A 19,911-nucleotide genomic window follows, 5' to 3' on the forward strand; every position below is an offset into this window, starting at 1 on the left:
TCCCTCTCCCTTTCAGGGAGAGGGTTGGGGTGAGGGTACAGCCCGCTTAATAGCCCATATTTTTCTTCTTCTCTAACTCCTCTTTCGCCGTATCCGGCAGATACAGCGTGGACTTGGTCAGCGTCACTTTTTCCGGCATGGTGCCGTCTTTCTTGAATTTCTCCAGCGCATCAAACGCCGGGCCAGCCATATTCGGGGTCAACTCGACGCTGGCGTTGGCTTCACCGGCAATCATCGCTTTGTAGATATCCGGCACGCCGTCAATAGAGCCGGTCAGAATATCTTTGCCCGGCTTCAGCCCGGCCTCTTTGATGGCCTGAATAGCGCCGATCACCATGTCGTCGTTATGGGCGTAAACCATGCAGATGTTCTTGCCGTTGTTTTCTGCCTTGATAAAGCTCTCCATCACCTCTTTACCCTTACTGCGGGTAAAGTCGCCGGACTGCGAGCGGATAATCTTGATGTTGGAGGCTTTCGAAATCGCATCGGCGAAGCCTTTCTTACGGTCAATCGCCACGCTCGCGCCGACGGTGCCCTGCAGCTCGACGACGTTACACGGTTTACCGTCGACGGTTTTAATCAGCCACTCGCCAATCAGTTGGCCTTCCAGCACGTTGTTGGCGGTCACCGTGGTCATGTAGAGCGATTTGTCTTTAACATCAATGGAACGGTCGAGCAGGAAGACCGGGATTTTGGCCTCTTTGGCTTCCTTCAGCACCGGTTCCCAGCCGGTGGCGACCACCGGGGCGATAAAGATGGCGTCGACGCCCTGGGCGATAAACGAGCGAACTGCTTTAATCTGGTTTTCCTGCTTTTGCTGCCCGTCGGCGATCTTCAGGGTGATACCGCGTTTCTCCGCTTCCTGCTTCGCGACGTTGGTTTCCGCCGCGCGCCAGCCGGATTCAGATCCGACCTGCGAAAATCCCACAGTTAAAGGAGCAGCCATGACCATAGACGACATGGCTGCGGAAACTGCTGTGACAAGAAGTAAGCGCTTCCACATAGAGTTATCCTCGTAGGGTTATTGTTGGTCAAATATTCATCTGCGGGAAAACTATAGACAATAGGATATGTAACGGAATGCGTTACATCACAATTCAAAAAAGTAAATTATTTGTTAATTAGCAGCGAACATCAGAGTTCAGGAAGGAGTAGGTGTCGCGCACCCATTGATGGCTATCGTTTTTGTGTTTTTTTTGACCACGACGCTGCCATTTTTTACCGTGTTGTAAACGGTTTCATGATTTTATTCATGATGCGGCTACGTTTATGGATTTTTCTGCCGTAAGAAGGCACTGAAAAGGCCGGGTTCCAGGGGGAGAGGCGTAAAACAGGTCAAGACTTTCCCGGCGAGTTGGCTATAATACCGGGCACTAGTTTGCCATACATTCTAAAGGAAACAGACATGAGCTTACTCAACGTCCCTGCGGGTAAAGATCTGCCGGAAGATATCTACGTAGTCATCGAAATCCCGGCTAACGCAGATCCTATCAAATACGAAGTCGACAAAGAGAGCGGCGCGCTGTTCGTTGACCGTTTCATGTCCACCGCGATGTTCTATCCGTGCAACTACGGTTACATCAACCACACCCTGTCTCTGGACGGTGACCCGGTAGACGTTCTGGTCCCAACGCCATACCCACTGGAGCCAGGTTCCGTCATTCGCTGCCGTCCAGTTGGCGTGCTGAAAATGACCGACGAATCCGGTGAAGATGCGAAGCTGGTTGCGGTACCGCACACCAAACTGAGCAAAGAATACGATCACATCAAAGATGTGAACGACCTGCCAGACCTGCTGAAAGCGCAGATCACCCACTTCTTCGAGCACTACAAAGACCTCGAAGCGGGCAAATGGGTTAAGGTTGACGGTTGGGACAACGCTGAAGCGGCTAAAGCTGAAATCGTTGCTTCCTTCGAACGCGCGAAGAAATAATATTTTTCGAGCGTGACAAAAACACCGCCTTCGGGCGGTGTTTTTGTTTGTGCGGATCCCGGTATCAGCAATACAAAAAACAACGCCACCCTGGGGTGGCGTTGTCGTATTCAATACTGGTCTTTGTCCAACCAGTTTCCACTTTCTATCAGCTTCAGCCCATCGACCGGGCGCTGATAGACGTACATCCAGGCACTGCCATAGGGCGTCTGGATGAGATGACGTGCATATTCACCTGCTTTGGTGCGCAGCGCATCCAGTTCGGCCAGCGTCGATGCGTCGATCCGATAAACCTCACCGTGTACCGTGCCTTCGCCGGGCACCGCGCCTGGATAGTGGCCCAGGCTGTACAGTTGATAATCGAAAACGCTGTGATCGCCCAGCCACTGGGCGTTGGTCATCCAGTGGCTGTTACCTTGTTTGCGCCGTAAACTGCCGTACACAAATATTCGCATTGCTAAAACTCAAACTGATAGAGCAAATCGAGCGCCTGGTCTACGCCAGACACCGCTTCCAGATACAGCTTAGGCATCAGGCGATAGCGTAACGTGAGCGTCGCTAACGAGTCAAAGATCCCCACGCCATATTTCACCTGCAGACCCGGCAATACGTAACCACTGACCACCACCTGGGAGGAATCACCCACCCCTTGCGTATCCAGAGCCAGATTACTTACGCCAAACGTCTCGCCGATTTTACCCACAACCTGACCACTTTGTGCAACCCCCATACCAATAAGCATAGATGTCATGGCCGCACTGTCACTCTGGCCGCTGTCCAGACCCTGCCCACGCACGAGGTAGGAGAGCGCTTCCTGCTGCGACATCGCCGGGTCGGAGAAGACCTCCGCCTTAGGCTGATCGGCTGAGCCGGTGACGCGAACGCCGGCGATCACATCATTTTCGGTAGCGTCTGGGTTACGAATGGCTTCGATATTCAGCAGCGGCTGATCCGGCGGGCCGGAGAACAGCAGTTCGCCTTTACGCACGATCAAATCCTGGCCGTAGGCGTGGAAGCGCCCTTCCGGAATGTTGATCTGCCCGTTCAGCCCCAGCCCCTGTTTATCCTGCGCCACCTTCAGGTCGCCGGTCAGGCGCGCCTTCAGGCCGAACGCGTCCAGACGGACGTTGTTGCCGACATGGATATTCAGGTTGCTGTTGATAGGAATCGACGCGGACTGCGTTTTCTCCGGCTTGAGGTCACTGTTGAGCATCACCTCATCGCTGGAGACGCCGACAGCGCTTTCCGGCACCTCTTTCACAATAATACGCGCCCACGGGATATCGACGTTGCCATCCAGCGTGAACAGGCTTGGCGTGGCTTTAAACTCAATGTCCGGCGATACATCCAGGCGCACCATCGGCGGCGCGGTGATACGAACCCGACTGCCTTTCGCGGCAATGCGCGCGCGCCAGTTGTCTATCTGCCGCCAGTCCGCGTCGCCGTTCAGGCTAATTTGCCCCTGCTGGGTACGAATATCCCCCAGCAGCGTCGAGCTGGCGCCGTTGAAGTTCATGGTTATCTGGCTTGGCTGCATGTCGAACGGCATAAAGTTGCCGTCCACGTCGATGCCGTTCAACTGCATCTGCCCATAGAGCAGCGGGCTCTGCACATCGCCGCCCAGACGCAGGTTCGCGTTGAGCTTGCCGTCCGCCTTTTCACCGCGGGAGAAGATGGGATTAATCATCGCCAGTGAGAAGTTACGGATGTTGACGTTACCGCCCAGGTTACGCCGCCCCTGCGGGTCGGTGACCTGTACCTGCCCGTCCAGCTGGCCGTTGTTGGTCAGGCGGATAAGCCAGCCCAGCTCGGCGCGGTTGTTGTGCAGATCGGCGTTCAGATTCAGCGTGTCAAACGCCACCGGCAACGGCGCATCGTTGACGATTTGCGTAACCTTCACGTTGCGCCCGGAGAGCGTCACTTTACCCTGCGGCAGCCCCTCTTTGGTGGTGTCCCAGGTCACGTCGGCGTTACCGCTGAACACCCCGCTGGCCTGCGTCGCTTCCGGCATAAACGGTTTGAGCATCGCTAAGTCGAAGCGGTTAAGGTTAACTATCGCATGGCCCGCCGCCCCGGCATCAATCGTCTGCGGCACGCACAGTTCAGCGTTCGGGTTCACCCAGCAGTGCGGCCCGATGCTGATTTTCTGTTCGAGGTTGCGGTAGTCCAGTGCGATATCGCGGTTGATGGACCACGGGCCAACGGGGGTCTGGAAGCGCGTATTGCTGAGCGCCCCCTTCCAGCGTTCTTCTTTACGGTCGAAGCTGCCCGACAGGGCTAATTGGCCGGAGACCGGTTCGCCCTGAATCTGCAGCTGCAGCGCGTGCTGCTTCTCGTTGCCTTTGGCTGCCAGATGGACCAGGCCGATATTTACCCCCGGCTGGACGATGCGTTCTACGCGTACATCGAGGTTACCGGCAATCTGGTCGGTGGAATTGACGTCGCCATCCACGCGCACCTGAGCAATCGACAGCGCCTGCCAGCGCAGGCCACGCGCGGTGATATCCGCCAGCAGCTGCGGGGCGTCCACCGTACCGCGAACTTTCACTAACCCCTTCGCCGTGCCGCCAAGGCCCGGCAGCATGTTGTCGAGCTTCGGCGCATCAATGTTGGCATCCAGGTTGAGGTCTTTCACCCCCAGCTCGCCCTTCACGTCGGCGTTGTTGTTACCCAGCGCCACCTTCAGGCCGGGAATAGTCCACTGCATGTAGCTGTTGCCGCGCAGTGAACCATCGACGTTCACCTTGTTCTGCTTCACGTTGCCGGTGATTTTCACCTCCGGTACGTTCATCTGCCAGGTGCCGCCATAGAGGCTACCGTTGGTTTTAATCAGGCCATCCAGCTTCGACGGCCAGTCCGGTGCTACCTTCGCGGTGTTGATGCCACGAAGCGCCAGCTCACCGCGCCAGCTGATCGCCTGCTGCCAGTCGAGCAGTGCGGTCAGTTCGGTTTTCCCCTCCAGCGCGGCCACGGTCAGCTTGTCGAGGCTCACCTGCCGCTCGTTGCCTTTCGCGTCGATGGTAATATCGGCTGGCGGTACGCCCTGCCCTTTCACCCCAGTGCGGAATGAGAGCGTATAGTCGGTCATCTTGCCGCCGAGCTTCAGCTTCAGGTCATCAGCCTGGAACTGTTTCTCACCGGTAAACGGCCAGTAAAGCTGCTTGCTGTTGATCTCCAGATTGAACGGCAGCCCGGCTTCCGCCAGCTGTGTCTGGGCGCGAAGATCCATATCCACCGGGCCTGAAAGATTCACCCCCAGCTCCAGCTGCTTACGCACCTCGCCGCCCACTTTCAGCTTCACTTTCTCGCCCTTCAGCGGATCGATGTTCAGCGTACTGTTGAGCGTGATGTCTACCGGCCAGTCGTTGATCAACTGCGCGGTCCCGCTGGCGTTTACCGTGCCCTGACTGGAGTCAACGTCCAGCGTATCGAGCTTCATATTGCCGTCGATGCTGCTCACCTTCAGCAGCATTTTGTAGACCGTAAGGTCAGTGTCGCCGGTAATGCGCAGCTGTTCGCCGCTAAAGGACTCAATGTTCAGGTTCAGCGGCAGATGAATATCGGCCATCTCCGGCAGCACCGGTTTGGAGAACAGCTCGGTCATGGTCTCGCCGAGCGGTTTTTCCTGCGGCTGCGGGTTGTCAATTTTCGGCTCAACCACCTCTTTTTGCGCCACGTCGGCGACCTTCGGCAGGGCAATCAGCAGCCCTTGCAGCGTGGTTGGCGTCAGGGTCAGGTTTTTATCCTGCCATTGAAGGCCGCTGGTGAAGTCCATCACCGACACCGTGGTGGCATCAATCTTGATATTGACGCTGTTAAGCGCGAACCGCTTGAGGGTAATCGGGTACGGCGTGGAGAGGTTCAGCGGGCCGCTGTCCTCTTCTTTCACCGGCGCGGCAGGCGGCATTTTGCTGCTGTCGATAGCCACGTTGATGTTGCTAAGCGCAATGTCGTTCACGCACACGCTGCTGTGCCACAGGCAGTTGAGATCCACCGCCAGGTGGAATTCCCCGGCATCGACCGCCACGCCCGGCTGGGTGTAGCGGACATTTTTCAGCGTCAGATCGCGCCAGCCGCCGGTGACCTTGCCGATTTCCAGCCCCGGCACCCAGCGGTTTGCCGCGTTAAACAGCAGATGTAACCCTGTCGTCGTGCCGACGAGGAATCCGACGATCCCCACCAGCAGCACGAGAAAAATCAGTACGCCGAGGCTTATTTTCTTCCATAACGTCATAGTTCAGGCCCCAGTCCGATATAAAACTGCAATCCATGTTCATCTTTGTCGCCCACTGGGACGGCGAAATCGAGCTTGATAGGCCCGACCGGCGACTGCCAGCGTACGCCAACGCCCGCGCCTTTTTTCCAGTCACTCTGGCGGATATCGCTGACTGCTTCACCGCCGTCAACGAACACCGCGCCCCACCATTTCCCGGTCACGTTGTACTGATACTCCAGCGAGCCGGTAGCCAGTTTAGAGGCACCAATCAGCTTGCCGTTGTCGTCGCGCGGGGCGATCGATTTGTATTTATAGCCGCGAATACTGCGGTCGCCACCGGCGAAGAAACGCAGGTCCGGCGGTACGCGGTCGAAGTCGCCGGTTTCAATCCAGCCAAGGTTGCCGCGCATCACAAAACGATGGCGGTCATAGAGCGTACGGATCCAGACGTTTTGCGCCTGAATAACGGAGAAGTCGACGTCCGAACCCCAAGCTGTGTTGGAGTAGTCGATAGAGTAACGCTGCGAGTCACCCCAGGTTGGCATCAGGCCACCGCGCGAGCGGGTTCGACTGATAGAGACGCCAGGGTAGAACAGCATGGTGGTATTGGTGACATCGGCCTGGGTAAAGTGGTCGAGGCTCCAGCGCAGGTTAATGGCGCGCTGCCAGCCGCTCGACAGGTCCCAGTAACGCGAGACGGCAAGCGTAGTGGAGTCCGCTTTGGTGTCGTTAAGGTCGGTGCTTTTGAAACCGCCCTGCACCAGGTAATACTGCTCCAGCGGGTTCTTCAGCAGCGGCATTTTGTAGCTGAAGTCCAATTGCTGTTCCGGAGCGGACACGCTGACGCTGGTCGTCAGGCTATGGCCGTAGGAGTTAACCCACGGTTTTTTCCACGAGGCTTTCACCCGTGGCCCCACGTCGGTGGAGTAGCCGCCCCCCAGTTCAACGGTGTTTTCGCTGCGCGGCGAGACGACGCCATGCAGCGGTAGCACCTTCGTTTTCCGGGAGTTATCAAATTCAGGGGCCACCACTACCGAGTTAAACCAACCGGTGGCAGAGAGACGACGGTTCAGTTCAGCGAGATCGCTGGACTGGTAATAATCGCCCTTTTTAAACGGCACCAGATGCTGCAAATACTCCTCGCGGATCTGCGAGCCTTCAAAGGTGACGTCGCCAAAGCGGTAGCGTTCGCCGCTATCGTAGTCGATATCCCAGAACGCCTGATGACGGGCGAGCGACACGCCAAGCTGGCTCTTGTTAAACTCGCTATCGAAGTAGCCTTTGCGCAGCGCCACGCTGGTTAACGAGCTTTTAAAGTGGTCGTAATCGCTGTGATTCAGGACGGAGCCAATTTTAGGCCGGGTTTTCAGCAGCGCCAGATAGTCGCTGTCGGTCCGCGCGCCGCCGCGCAGAATCACGTCGGTGCCACCAATCAGCACCGGTTCGCCGGGCGTCACTTTCACCAGCAGCACCTGACGGCCTTTGGCCGGAGGCGGTTTAAGTTCGAAATCGATGGTCGGCTCATAGTAGCCAAGGGCCTTCAGCCCTTCACGAATAGCATCATCGACGCGCGCGCGAAAACGACGATCGGCGGTCACTTCATCGCTGCCGATGTTCGAAAGCTGCGCACGCACGTTTTTTTGTAGCTCGCCTGAGAGCCCTTCAACCTGCAGACGGACGTTTGCTGCACTGGCAATACCGCTGGTCAGCAGCAAGCTCACCAAACATAACTGGCGGATTTGTCGCACATTTTCTCCTGAATATCCTTGTTCCCACCCCAACGGGAAACGAAAGCCCGCTCCGCGGCCACGACTGCGTTTTCGCCATTACTGCGCTCTGAGGGCGCACGGCATTCAACGTCAGCTCAAAAAACCCACTCTTTGTCGGGTTGAAAAAAAGACAGAGCCCCAAATTATTCTTATGTTTAAATCTAGACGTATTCGGCGTGTTTATTGTGTTAAAAGACGCGCTCGGTTACAACCTTAACGGAAATTACCGTACACCGGAGGCCTATCCCATGAGTCTAGCTGATAAAAAACACCTTGTATCTCAATCGGATGCATTGCCCGGAAGAAATACGCCAATGCCGGTCGCCACGCTCAATGTTGTGACGGAACACTCAATGACACACGTTCCGGAGGGGATGGAGGTCGCCTTATTCGCCATGGGCTGCTTCTGGGGCGTCGAACGTCTGTACTGGCAGATCCCTGGGGTTTACAGCACCGCAGCGGGTTACACCGGCGGCTATACGCCTAATCCGACCTATCGCGAAGTGTGCAGCGGCCAGACCGGGCACGCCGAAGCTGTGCGCGTGGTGTACGACCCGGCGGTCGTCAGCTATGGCGAACTGTTGAAAGTGTTCTGGGAGAACCACGACCCGGCGCAGGGGATGAGACAGGGTAACGATCAGGGCACGCAATACCGCTCGGCAATTTATCCCGTCACGCCGGAGCAAGAGCAGGAGGCGCATGCCAGCCTGAAGCAGTTCCAGGAGGCGATGCGTCACTCGGGCGATACGCGCACCATCACCACTGAAATCGCCAACGCGAAGCCGTTCTACTATGCCGAGGATGAGCACCAGCAGTACCTGTACAAAAATCCGCACGGCTACTGCGGCATCGGTGGCATTGGCGTGTGCCTGCTGCCTCAGGCCTGAGGTTAGCGGGAGACGACCACGCGTGCAGCATGACGCGTGGCGTGCGTCACCGTACCAAGCTCATAGATTTGCCCCTGCAGTAGCAGGTTAAACACGGGGGCATGCGGACGGTTAAGCCGCGTTTGCAGAAGGTGCACCGCCTCCACGCCGAGCGAACGGCAGGGAATGGCAATGCCGGTGGTTTCATCGCGCATTCGCGCATCCAGCTCCCAGACGTAGGTGGTCATCAGCGAGATATCCTGCGGCACGCGGACACCCTGTTTTTCCAGCACGTGCTGAACGCCCACCGACATCGGCAGCCCGGCGCAGAAAATCACCTCCGGCCACATTGATGACGGCGTTGAGGCAAACCAGTCGGCAATCGCCCGTTCGGTCTCCCCCTCGGAAAAACCTTCGGTGACCAGCAGGTCGCGCTGTGCATCAAAGGGAAGCTGGTACTGTCGGTACACCTCTTTAATCCCTTCAAGCCGCCAGTACATGGTTTCACGCCGCAGGCTGGTGACGCTCAGAATGCGCCGATGCCCCTGTTCAAACAGATAGCTCGCCGCCCGATAGCCAATCGCCCGGTGGTCCGGTGACACAGAGTCCAGCAGCCCCTCTTTATCCCGCGAGTTAATCAGCACGCACGGTTTACCGAGCGACTGCGCCAGCTTGTGGATAGTGGGGTCATCAATGCCGATGATAATGATCGCATTGATATTTTTATGGCTGACCTTCTCGAGGAACACCTTGATGTCGGCGCGCTGCTCGTCCAGCCCGCAGTAGCTCACGTAGACATCGTGCGGCGAGACCGCCTCGGCGATGCCGCGCGTCACCTCCAGATAGTAGGTATCCCCCTGAGCGGTAAAGGTGCGCTGCGGCGCGAACACCGCAATGCCGTTAATCAGTAAACGACCGCTGGCTAAATCATCGAGCACGCCCAGCCTGCGCGCGCAGCTGACGATAGCTTCCCGCGCCTTTTCACTGGTGTAGGATTTGCCGCTCAACACCCGGGAAACGGTGCTGACCGAGTAGCCCGTTTGGGCGGCAATTTCATCCATTTTTAGCTTGCCGGACATAGTGTGACCTCTGTCGCAATCATGTTTTGCAAATTTTTGCAGATGCAGTTTGCTGATTTTAAAACCCATTTTCAGTTTCCTGCGCAGATTCCTGTCCGGCCTGCGAGCATTCTCACAAATTCCGTTTGTCCGCTTTCCCCGCCTTCCCTATTTTCAAACCTCAGTCATTCCTATCACGGTTAAGGTGCAACATGGATAAGGTGCGTTTTGGCATTATCGGCGTGGGTAACATTGGTACCCTTCACGCCCGTTACCTGATGGCAGGTACGGTGAAAGAGGCCTGCCTGACGGCAGTGTGCGATAACGATCTCAGCAAGCATCCGGCCATTCGTCAGCTTGTTGGCGACAGCATTACGCTATTCGACGATGCCGAAACGATGCTGAAAAGCGGGCTGATCGACGCGGTTATCGTCTCCACCCCGCACTACGACCATCCTAGCCTGTCGATGATGGCGATGCGCCACGGCATCCACACCCTTTGCGAAAAACCGGCCGGGGTCTACACCGCCCAGGTGCGCGAAATGAACGACTACGCCCGCGGCTGCAATGTGGTGTTCGGCATGATGTTCAACCAGCGCCCTAACCCGCTGTATCAGAAAGTCAAAGACCTGATCGACAGCGGCGAGCTGGGCGAACTGCGCCGCTCCAACTGGATTATCACCAACTGGTATCGCTCGCAGAGCTACTACAACTCCGGCGGCTGGCGTGCCACCTGGAAAGGTGAAGGCGGCGGCGTGCTGCTCAATCAGGACCCGCATCAGCTCGACCTCTGGCAGTGGCTGGTCGGTATGCCGGTGCGCATGCGCGCGTTCTGCCAGTTCGGCAAGCACCGCGATATTGAAGTGGAAAACGACGTCACCGCCTACGCCGAGTACGCCAATGGCGCAACCGGGGTCTTTATTACCACCACCGCAGAAGCGCCGGGCACCAACCGTCTGGAAATCACCGGCGATCGCGGCAAAGTGGTGGTCGAGGAAGGCCGCTTGCGCTTCTGGCGTCTGCGCGAGTCCGAACCGGAATTCAACGCCCGCTGGCAGAACGGCTTTGGCGAGCCGGAGTGCTGGGAGGTGCTCATCCCTACCCCGCCTGAAAGCAGCGAGCACCACGTGGTCACCGCCAACTTCTGCGATGCCGTACTGCACGGTAAACCGCTGATTGCCCCCGGCACCGACGGCATCCGCGGCCTGACGCTTTCCAACGCGATGCATCTCTCCACCTGGACCGACGACTGGGTCAACCTACCGTTTGACGAGGCGCTGTTTAAAAAGCTGTTGGACGAGCGCATTGCCACCTCCGTTGAAAAACAGGTCGAAAGTAAAACGCTGGATGCATCCGGCACCTGGTAATCCGCCTCAGGAGAGACACATGTTACGTATTGCGATAGTGGGAACCGGGAACATCTCCCACAACCATATTCAGGGATATCAGGAGTTTGCCGACCGCTGCCAGATAGTCGCGCTGGTCGATATCTATCCGGAAAAAGCGCAGGAGAAGAAAGCCCGCTACGGGCTGACGGACGCGACGGTATTCAGCAGCCATCAGGCGCTGCTGGAGTCTGGCCTTGAGGTGGATATTGTCGATGTTTGTACTCCGCCGTACGTGCATGCGGAAATCAGCATCGATGCCTTAAATGCCGGTAAACACGTGCTGTGCGAAAAACCGATGGCGGCGTCGCTGGAAGAGTGCGACGCGATGATCGCCGCCCAGCGCGCCAGCGGCAAAATCCTCTCCATCATCGCCCAGAACCGCTTCACCGACGCCTTCTGGCGCTTAAAACAGGTGGTGGACTCCGGCGAACTAGGAAAAATTTGCCACGCGCAGGTGGACTCGTTCTGGTGGCGCGGCCACTGCTACTACGACCTGTGGTGGCGCGGCACCTGGGAAAAAGAGGGCGGCGGCTGCACCCTGAACCATGCGGTGCACCACATTGACGCCATCCAGTGGATGCTCGGCTTCCCAACGGAAGTGGTGGCGATGATGACCAACGTTGCCCACGATAACGCCGAAGTGGAAGACCTTTCCGCCGCCATCTTCCGCTACAGCAGCGGCGCGCTGACCCAGTTAACCGCCTCGGTGGTGCATCACGGCGAAGACCAGAAAATCGTGATTCAGGGCGATAAAGCACGTATCTCCGCCCCGTGGGACGTGTGGGCCAGCGTCTCCGCCGATAACGGTTTCCCGCAGGAGCAGCATAACGACGAGCTGGAAGCACGACTGGACTCACTCTTCCGCACTACGCCAAAGCTCAAATACACGCTGCACACCGGGCAGATTAACGATCTGCTGACCGCGGTGGAGCAGCATGGTGAGCCGCTGATTGACGGCGTGCAGGGTAAACGCTCGCTCGAGCTGATTACCGCCATCTATCAATCTTCCATTACCGGGCGCGTCGTGACGCTGCCCGTCAGCCCGGATGAGCCCTGGTATAAAACCGGTGGCCTGGTTTCCCTCGCCCCACACTTCTACGAGAAGGCGGCATCGGTCGAGAACTTCAGCGAAGTGGGTGCAATCCCGTTGGGTAAAGATTTGGACAAAGGAGCATAAACATGAGCATCAAAGACGGTATGAACTACGCCCCGGTGGGCAAACCACAGCCGGTTGTTGGCGAGGGTCAGTTTATTATTGCGGCAGCGGCATTAGACCACGGCCATATCTACGGGATGTGTAACGGCCTGATAGAAGCCGGTGCGACGCTGAAATGGGTTTATGATCCGGACCCGGCAAAGGTTGATAAGTTTGTACAGCAATATCCGCAGGCGCAGGTTGCGCCGACGCTGGAAACGATTTTAAACGACGGCAGCGTCCAGCTCGTTGCCGGAGCGGCGATTCCGTCCGAGCGCTGCGCGCTGGGGCTGAAAGTGATGGATGCCGGGAAAGACTACTTCACCGATAAAGCCCCGCTGACCACGCTGGCGCAGCTTGAAGCCGCGAAGCGTAAAGTGGCGGAAACTGGGCGTAAATACGCGGTGTACTACAGCGAGCGCCTGCACGTGGAAAGCGCGGTCTTTGCCGGGCAGTTAGTTGCCGAGGGCGCAATTGGCCGCGTGATGCAGACGCTGGGTGTCGGCCCACACCGTGAAGGCACCGGTCGCCCGGACTGGTTCTACGAAAAAGAGTTCTTCGGCGGCATCCTGTGTGACATCGGCAGCCACCAGATTGAGCAGTTCCTGTTTTATACCGGCAACAGCGATGCACGCATCGTGGCAAGCCAGGTTCGCAACGTGAACCATCCACAGTACCCGCAGTTTGAAGATTTCGGCGATGCCATGCTGGCAGGTGACAACGGCGCCACCGGCTACTTCCGCTGCGACTGGTTCACACCGGATGGTCTCTCTAGCTGGGGCGATGGCCGCTTAACGCTGCTCGGCACCGACGGCTATATCGAAATCCGTAAGTACGTCGATATCACTCACGGCGAGCAGGACGTGGTTTATCTGGTCAACAAAGAGGGCGAGTTCCGCTATCCGGTGGCGGGCAAAGTGGGCTTCCCTTATTTTGGCGAGCTGATTCGGGACTGCCTGAACCGCACCGAAAACGCCATGACCCAGGCGCACACCTTTAAAGCGGCCGAGCTGTGCGTGAAGGCACAGATGCTGGCGAACGCGGTGGAATAACGGGAGGCAGAAATGAAAACACGTCATGCGGCCATTATCGGCTGCGGTGCCATCCATACCTGCCACGTAGACGCGCTGCGCCATGTGCCGGGCGTTGTCCTGCGCGCGATTGTTGATATTGATAGCGCTAAAGGAAGCCGGCTGGCGGCCGACTATGGCTGTCATTTTTATCAGGACTATCGCGAGATGCTGCTGGATGACGCCATTGACGTGGTGCATATCTGCACGCCGCACTACCTGCATAAACCGATGATCCTTGCCGCGCTGGCGGCAGGGAAACAGGTTTTCTGCGAGAAGCCGGTGGTAATGAATCCGCTGGAGGCCAACGAAATTCAGGCAGCAGCAACGCGCCACCAGCGTCGCGTGGGTGTCTGCTACCAGAACCGCCTGAACCCCACCAGCTTAGCCATTCAGCGCTGTATCACCGACGGTACGTTGGGCAGCCTGCGTGCCATCAAAGCGGTGCTCACCTGGTCGCGCTCCGGGGATTACTATGCCGCCAGCCCGTGGCGCGGTAGCTTTGCCACCGAAGGCGGCAGCTTGTTGATTAATCAGGCGATTCACACGCTGGATTTGATGCAATGGTTTGGCGAGGGGGTCAAGAGCCTGAAGGGGGTCGTCGACAGCGCCTGGCTTGCCGACGAGATTGAAACGGAAGACAGCGCGATGGTCATCCTGCGTTTTCACAACGGCGCACGCGGGCTATTTTACGCCAGCAACAGTCATATCAGCGACTCACCACTGCTGCTGGAGCTGGAGTTTGAACGGGGAATGTTGCGCCTGACGGACAACGTGTTGTGGCTGTTCAGCGATGATACGCGTACGCAGCTTGCCAGCGATGCCGCACCCGACGGCATCGGCAAAAGCTACTGGGGAATCGGCCACCGTTTGGCCATTCTCCACTTTTACCAGGCATTAAACGATCCCGCTTCTGCAGATTACTGCGATATTGCTGAGGCGGCCAAATCATTACAGATGGTTAATGCTATTTACCACTCGTCACTATTGAGGAAATGGGTGAATATAAACTAGCGATCGTCATCCGATTTTTCCTGCTGTCAATAATATAAGGTGCAGGGGTAACTCTGCACTGACACCCTACCAGTACAGGAATAATAATATTATGGTTAAACCAACCGAACGCCGCGTTGGCTATGGCACCGCTATTGGCTACGGCGTAACAGATTTATTTGGCGGCGGCGCATTTGCCGTTATAGGAACCTGGCTTTTATTCTTTTACACCACCTATTGTGGCCTGAGCGTTTTAGAAGCCGGGTCAATATTTGCTATTGCTCGCATTATTGATGCGATTTTAAGTCCGGTAATGGGCTATATCACAGATAACTTTGGTCATACCTGGCTTGGCCGCAGGTTTGGCCGTCGCCGCTTCTTCTTGTTGATAAGCTCCCCGCTGATGTTCCTCTATGCGCTGGTGTGGATTACCGACATGAACTACTGGTACTACCTGGGGACCTACCTCTCTATCGAGTTACTCTCCGCGATGGTACTGGTGCCGTGGGAAACCCTTTCCGCCGAAATGACCAACCGCTTCAGCGAGCGTACGCGTCTCTCCGGCGTGCGCATGATGTGCTCTGCGCTCGGCGGTTTTCTGGCGGTTTCCGTCCCGGGCATTATTATGCAGTACACCGGGAAAGATAATTCATTCACCTACACGTTAACCGGGATTGTTTTTGCGACCATTTATTGCGTCGCCGTATTTACCACCTGGGCTTGTACCTGGGAAGCGAAAGATGTTCGCGAAGAGTATGAATTCCAGCCGGATAATCACCGCAGCAGTGGTCTTTTAAACCATTTAAAGTATCTGGTTATCGATCTTATTTCCTCATTCAAAATCAGAATATTTCGCCAGCATATTATCATTTACATCTGCTCATTTACCGCGATGGATATTTTTGGTTCGGTATTTACCTATTACGTGGTTTACGCCTTGCATCACGATACCGAAATGGTCTCCGGCCTATTAAGTATTGCCGCTTTTGTTTCGATTCCGGGCACCTTCGGCTTTATGATGCTGATGAATAAATTTAATCTCACACCGTCCGGAGCGCTGAGGCTCTCGTACGGCAGCATAATGGTGGTGCTGGCATTTCTGTTTATCGTTTATATCGGTAATTTGCAGGTACCGACGCTGCTGTTTTCCGCCGTGTTTGTGCTGCTGGGGCTGGCGAAAGCCGGGCTGTATTACATTCCCTGGAACATCTATAGCTTTATCCCTGACGTCGATGAAATCGTCACCCGCCAGCGCCGTGAAGGGATCTTCGCAGGCGTGATGGTACTGACGCGTAAAAGCACCGTGGCGCTGGCGATTATGCTGATTGGCATCGTGCTGGAAGAGAGCGGCTTCGTGAAAGGCGGCGGCGCACAGCCTGCCAGCGCCCTGCACGCCATCATCGGCCTGATGGTGTTCGCCACCGCCGGGATGCTGGCCGTGAGCTTCTACATGACCTATCGCTTTAAGCTGACGCAGAAAACGCACAGCCTGCTGATTAAAGAGGTGGCGCGGCGGAAGCTGGGGGGAAATGCCGAGGACTGCGACCCGGAGACGCGCGAGGTGATTATGGCGCTGACGGGGTATGCGTATAACGAGGTGTGGGACGCAAAGCTGCAAGGGCACGAGAAAGGTAAATCGCTCGCCACCAGCGGATAAACGCTCAGGCCGCAGCTAAAGTAGTCCAACGTTCAGATCTTTGAACGCCCTGAATGCCACAAAATAGAATTTTGCCTCTTCTTCGGGCAGGTTGACTTCCACAACGGCATAACTGCCATATCCTGCGTGGGTGACCTTACAACTGCCCAACTTCTCGACAATCTGCCGCAGATACGATCTAGCAAGCCTATAGCGCCGTTCACAAAATGGACGTTTGTCTTTCGGGGCAAAGTACATCAGCGATGCCTTAACGCCAGTTCGCTATAAGACCGTGGCGATAGGCGAAAGCCATGAAACAAGCTTCCTCCCAACCTCAATCACATAAAATGTGACCTCTGGCGGCTTTACAGTGCTTTACGCTATACTAACCGCTGAAATTGTCGCTTCATCACCTACGGGGCGGTTTTCAATGTGTATTCCACACGGATTTATAAACTTCCCCTTCCGAGGATCTGGCCCGACGGGCTGGATAAGATATGTTAAACAGTATATTAATCATACTCTGTCTGATCGCTGTAAGTGCGTTCTTCTCTATCTCTGAGATCTCACTTGCGGCATCACGCAAGATCAAACTGAAACTGCTTTCTGATGAAGGCAATACCAACGCCCTACGTGTTATAAAAATGCAGGAAAACCCCGGTATGTTCTTTACCGTGGTGCAAATCGGCCTTAACGCCGTTGCCATTCTCGGCGGTATCGTCGGCGACGCCGCTTTCTCCCCCGCATTCAACTCCTTGTTCTCCCAATATATGTCAGCGGAACTCTCCGAGCAGCTGAGCTTTATTCTCTCCTTCTCGCTGGTAACCGGGATGTTTATCCTGTTCGCGGATTTAACCCCGAAACGCATCGGTATGATTGCGCCTGAAGCCGTGGCTCTGCGTATCATCAACCCGATGCGCTTCTGCCTGGCGGTCTTCCGGCCGCTGGTGTGGTTCTTCAACGGCATGGCCAACATCATCTTCCGTATCTTCAAGCTGCCGATGGTGCGTAAAGACGATATTACCTCCGACGATATCTACGCGGTGGTGGAAGCCGGTGCGCTGGCTGGCGTGCTGCGTAAGCAGGAGCACGAGCTGATTGAAAACGTGTTCGAGCTGGAATCCCGCACCGTGCCGTCGTCGATGACCCCGCGCGAAAACGTTATCTGGTTCGATCTGCACGAAGATGAGCAGAGCCTGAAAAATAAAGTCGCCGAACATCCACACTCCAAGTTCCTGGTGTGTAACGAAGACATTGACCACATCATTGGCTACGTCGACTCTAAAGACCTGCTGAACCGCGTGCTGGCTAACCAGAGCATGGCGCTGAACAGCGGCGTGCAGATCCGCAACACGCTGATCGTGCCGGACACCCTCACCCTCTCTGAAGCGCTGGAAAGCTTCAAAACCGCCGGGGAAGACTTCGCGGTTATCATGAACGAATACGCGCTGGTCGTGGGGATCATCACCCTTAACGACGTGATGACCACGCTGATGGGTGACCTGGTCGGCCAGGGGCTGGAAGAGCAGATCGTCGCCCGTGACGAGAACTCCTGGCTGATTGACGGCGGTACGCCAATTGATGACGTGATGCGCGTGCTGGATATCGACGATTTCCCGCAGTCGGACAACTACGAAACCATCGGCGGCTTTATGATGTTTATGCTGCGTAAAATCCCGAAACGCACCGATGCGGTGAAGTTCTCTGGCTACAAGTTCGAGGTGGTGGATATTGATAACTACCGCATCGACCAGCTGCTGGTGACGCGCATAGATAACAAGCCGACGGTGCTGGTGCCAAAACAGGCCGATATCATCGAAAGCGAACAGCGCACCGCGTAAAACGCGAGTGCCAGAAACATCAACGGCTCCCATTGGGAGCCGTTTTTAATTCTGCCGCATCGTGTTCTGATTACGCCATGTCAGTCTGTAGGCGTAACACGTGGCGGTTAACTTCAGACATCACAGAAAGGTGCTGAATGTCTCTGACTTTTGGGATAAGAATTTTGCCCTTATCAAATTCAAAAGCGCCAACGTCCTTGATGTACAACCGTCCACGGAACAGGGTCTTAACGTATTTGGCTACCTGAAACGGGTTGTAGCGTTGGAAAATTTTCATTCTAATCTCCTGCAAGTACTACGCCCTTGTTGTCCACATTTGGCTCAACGCTCCGGGGCGCAAAGTGAAGTACTTGTTAACTATAGTCCATAACAACAGAGGTCCTCTATCTTAGAGGACCTTATTTACCTTTTTATTACAATAATTCAGAACTTTCTTTTCAGCTATACGACGAACACAGTATAAGCCTTCGATTTCGTGAGATTGTGTGCGTTCCTCCACAAACTGGCACCGCCTTTGCGGGAAAAAACCATAGATCGCACATATGATTAAAGCTATCGGCCAAGTGGTCGGATCACCTGCATATAAAAAGGAAAAACCATGACCCTACGTACCCTGCTGGCGGTTTCATGCCTGTTAATGCCGTTAATGGCTGCCGCGCATAACTTTACAAATGGACAACGTGTTTCGCCGGTTGGCGTGGCGGATCGCGGCGAACTGATTCTCGATAACGATAAGTTTAGCTATAAAAACTGGAATAGCGCGCAGCTACCTGGAAAAGTGAGAGTGGTACAACATATTGCCGGGCGTTCATCGGCAAAAGAGAAAAATGCGACACTCGTCGAGGCGATTAAAGCAGCGAATCTGCCACACGACCGTTACCAGACCACCACGATTGTGAATACGGACGACGCGATCCCTGGCTCGTCGATGTTCGTGCGCAGCAGCATTGAGAGCAATAAAAAGCTCTATCCGTGGTCACAGTTTATCGTCGACAGCGATGGGCTGGTGCGCAAAGCCTGGCAACTGGATGAAGGCAGCTCTGCCATTGTGGTTCTGGACAAAGAGGGACGGGTGCAGTGGGCCAAAGATGGGGCGCTGACGCAGGCAGAAGTGCAGCAGGTGGTTGCCCTGCTGCATAAGCTACTCAATTAAAAAATAGAGACCCGGAATCCGGGGTTCAGGAACGATTCGCGCGGAGTGTAATCCAGCGTTTTCCCCTGCCAGTCGTTGACGTGCGCGCCGGCAGCGGCAGCCACCGCGTGCCCTGCGGCGGTATCCCAGATATTGGTTGGCCCGAAGCGCGGGTAAAGCTGCGCTTCGCCTTCCGCCACCAGGCAGAACTTCAGCGATGAGCCAATGGACGCAGTATCGTGCTCACCCAACTGCTGCAGATACTCTTTCAGCTCGTCATCGTTGGCATAGTGAGAACGGCTCACTACCACCTTCGGCGGGTTCGCGTCGCGCACCTGAATCGGTTTACGCACGCCGCACTCTTCTTTCCACGCCTTGCCGTTTTCCGCGCTGTACATCACCTTCAGCACCGGTGCGAACACCACGCCCAGCACCGCTTTGCCGTTTTCAATCAGCGCGATATTGACCGTGAACTCGCCGTTGCGCTTGATAAACTCTTTGGTGCCATCAAGCGGATCCACCAGCCAGTAACGTTGCCAGTGCTGGCGTACGTCCCAGCCCGGCGGGTCCTCTTCCGAGAGAATGGGCACATCCGGCGTCAGCGCCTTCAGCCCTTTGATAATCACATGGTGCGCGGCGATATCGGCGGCCGTAACCGGCGAATCATCCTGCTTGCTGGTGACGTCCAGCGGCAGCTTTCCGTCGTATACCTGCATAATGGCATCGCCTGCGTCACGCGCAAGCTGACAGACTTGTTCTAACATTCTCCACCTCGTTGAGATTACAGTGGCGTTAACTTATTGTTTTATTTATA

General features: G+C 55.9%; 16 protein-coding genes. 9 read left to right on the top strand and 7 right to left on the bottom strand.

Annotated features, from left to right (window positions below):
• Positions 1-46: 46 nt before the first annotated feature.
• Positions 47-1,003: a galactofuranose ABC transporter, galactofuranose-binding protein YtfQ gene (gene ytfQ, locus V6944_RS16630; protein ID WP_123651118.1), complete on the bottom strand. Its 957-nt coding sequence runs from the start codon at positions 1,001-1,003 to the stop codon at positions 47-49.
• Positions 1,004-1,405: 402 nt separating this feature from the next.
• Here ytfQ and ppa point away from each other — a divergent pair, with 402 nt between their 5' ends.
• The gene (gene ppa, locus V6944_RS16635) at positions 1,406-1,933 is read left to right on the top strand and encodes an inorganic diphosphatase (protein ID WP_005134479.1); all 528 of its coding nucleotides are present in this window, start codon (positions 1,406-1,408) and stop codon (positions 1,931-1,933) included.
• A gap of 110 nt (positions 1,934-2,043) precedes the next feature.
• Here ppa and V6944_RS16640 read toward each other — a convergent pair whose 3' ends face one another.
• Genes V6944_RS16640 through tamA form a run of 3 tightly spaced genes read right to left on the bottom strand, consistent with a single transcriptional unit; the run spans position 2,044 to position 7,897 of the window.
• On the bottom strand, positions 2,044-2,388 hold the full coding sequence (locus tag V6944_RS16640; RefSeq protein ID WP_035896263.1) for a gamma-glutamylcyclotransferase family protein: 345 nt from the start codon (positions 2,386-2,388) through the stop codon (positions 2,044-2,046).
• 2 nt (positions 2,389-2,390) lie between these two features.
• Complete coding sequence (gene tamB / locus V6944_RS16645; protein ID WP_333499742.1) at positions 2,391-6,167, bottom strand: autotransporter assembly complex protein TamB; 3,777 nt, start codon at positions 6,165-6,167, stop codon at positions 2,391-2,393.
• Positions 6,164-7,897: an autotransporter assembly complex protein TamA gene (gene tamA / locus V6944_RS16650; protein WP_333499743.1), complete on the bottom strand. Its 1,734-nt coding sequence runs from the start codon at positions 7,895-7,897 to the stop codon at positions 6,164-6,166. Before tamA ends, tamB begins: the two co-directional genes overlap by 4 nt.
• Positions 7,898-8,166: 269 nt before the next feature.
• Between tamA and msrA the strand changes: the two genes are divergently transcribed.
• Positions 8,167-8,805 carry a peptide-methionine (S)-S-oxide reductase MsrA gene (msrA, locus tag V6944_RS16655; protein WP_333499744.1) on the top strand — a complete coding sequence of 213 codons (639 nt, stop codon included), beginning with the start codon at positions 8,167-8,169 and terminating at the stop codon, positions 8,803-8,805.
• A gap of 2 nt (positions 8,806-8,807) precedes the next feature.
• Here the strand turns inward: msrA and V6944_RS16660 are convergent, their stop codons facing one another.
• Positions 8,808-9,863 carry a LacI family DNA-binding transcriptional regulator gene (locus V6944_RS16660; RefSeq protein WP_333499785.1) on the bottom strand — a complete coding sequence of 352 codons (1,056 nt, stop codon included), beginning with the start codon at positions 9,861-9,863 and terminating at the stop codon, positions 8,808-8,810.
• A 191-nt stretch (positions 9,864-10,054) separates the two neighbouring features.
• Here V6944_RS16660 and V6944_RS16665 point away from each other — a divergent pair, with 191 nt between their 5' ends.
• The 6 genes from V6944_RS16665 to V6944_RS16690 all read left to right on the top strand — a co-directional run bounded on the left by V6944_RS16665 (position 10,055) and on the right by V6944_RS16690 (position 17,965).
• Entirely contained in the window at positions 10,055-11,209 is a 1,155-nt protein-coding gene (locus V6944_RS16665; protein WP_333499745.1) for a Gfo/Idh/MocA family protein, read from the top strand.
• A 19-nt stretch (positions 11,210-11,228) separates the two neighbouring features.
• Entirely contained in the window at positions 11,229-12,407 is a 1,179-nt protein-coding gene (locus V6944_RS16670; protein ID WP_333499746.1) for a Gfo/Idh/MocA family protein, read from the top strand.
• Positions 12,408-12,409: 2 nt separating this feature from the next.
• The gene (locus V6944_RS16675; RefSeq protein ID WP_333499747.1) at positions 12,410-13,477 is read left to right on the top strand and encodes a Gfo/Idh/MocA family protein; all 1,068 of its coding nucleotides are present in this window, start codon (positions 12,410-12,412) and stop codon (positions 13,475-13,477) included.
• Between the two features lie 12 nt (positions 13,478-13,489).
• Positions 13,490-14,509: a Gfo/Idh/MocA family protein gene (locus V6944_RS16680; RefSeq protein ID WP_333499748.1), complete on the top strand. Its 1,020-nt coding sequence runs from the start codon at positions 13,490-13,492 to the stop codon at positions 14,507-14,509.
• A gap of 91 nt (positions 14,510-14,600) precedes the next feature.
• A complete protein-coding gene (locus V6944_RS16685) occupies positions 14,601-16,145 on the top strand; it encodes an MFS transporter (RefSeq protein ID WP_333499749.1) in 1,545 nt (514 codons plus the stop codon).
• Between the two features lie 476 nt (positions 16,146-16,621).
• Positions 16,622-17,965 carry a hemolysin family protein gene (locus V6944_RS16690; RefSeq protein WP_185669125.1) on the top strand — a complete coding sequence of 448 codons (1,344 nt, stop codon included), beginning with the start codon at positions 16,622-16,624 and terminating at the stop codon, positions 17,963-17,965.
• Positions 17,966-18,035: 70 nt separating this feature from the next.
• On the opposite strand, the gene V6944_RS16695 is transcribed toward V6944_RS16690, so the two are convergent.
• Positions 18,036-18,242, bottom strand: coding sequence for a DUF1107 domain-containing protein (locus V6944_RS16695; RefSeq protein WP_035893246.1), 207 nt, complete (start codon positions 18,240-18,242; stop codon positions 18,036-18,038).
• A 321-nt stretch (positions 18,243-18,563) separates the two neighbouring features.
• On the opposite strand from V6944_RS16695, the gene V6944_RS16700 reads away from it, so the two are divergent.
• Positions 18,564-19,118, top strand: a complete 555-nt coding sequence (locus V6944_RS16700) for a YtfJ family protein (RefSeq protein WP_333499750.1) — start codon at positions 18,564-18,566, stop codon at positions 19,116-19,118.
• Here the strand turns inward: V6944_RS16700 and cysQ are convergent.
• Positions 19,115-19,861 carry a 3'(2'),5'-bisphosphate nucleotidase CysQ gene (gene cysQ / locus V6944_RS16705; RefSeq protein WP_185669123.1) on the bottom strand — a complete coding sequence of 249 codons (747 nt, stop codon included), beginning with the start codon at positions 19,859-19,861 and terminating at the stop codon, positions 19,115-19,117. The genes V6944_RS16700 and cysQ overlap by 4 nt on opposite strands.
• Positions 19,862-19,911: the final 50 nt, after the last annotated feature.

It is taken from the genome of Kluyvera sp. CHPC 1.2972 (assembly GCF_036759925.1).
Lineage (GTDB): Bacteria > Pseudomonadota > Gammaproteobacteria > Enterobacterales > Enterobacteriaceae > Kluyvera.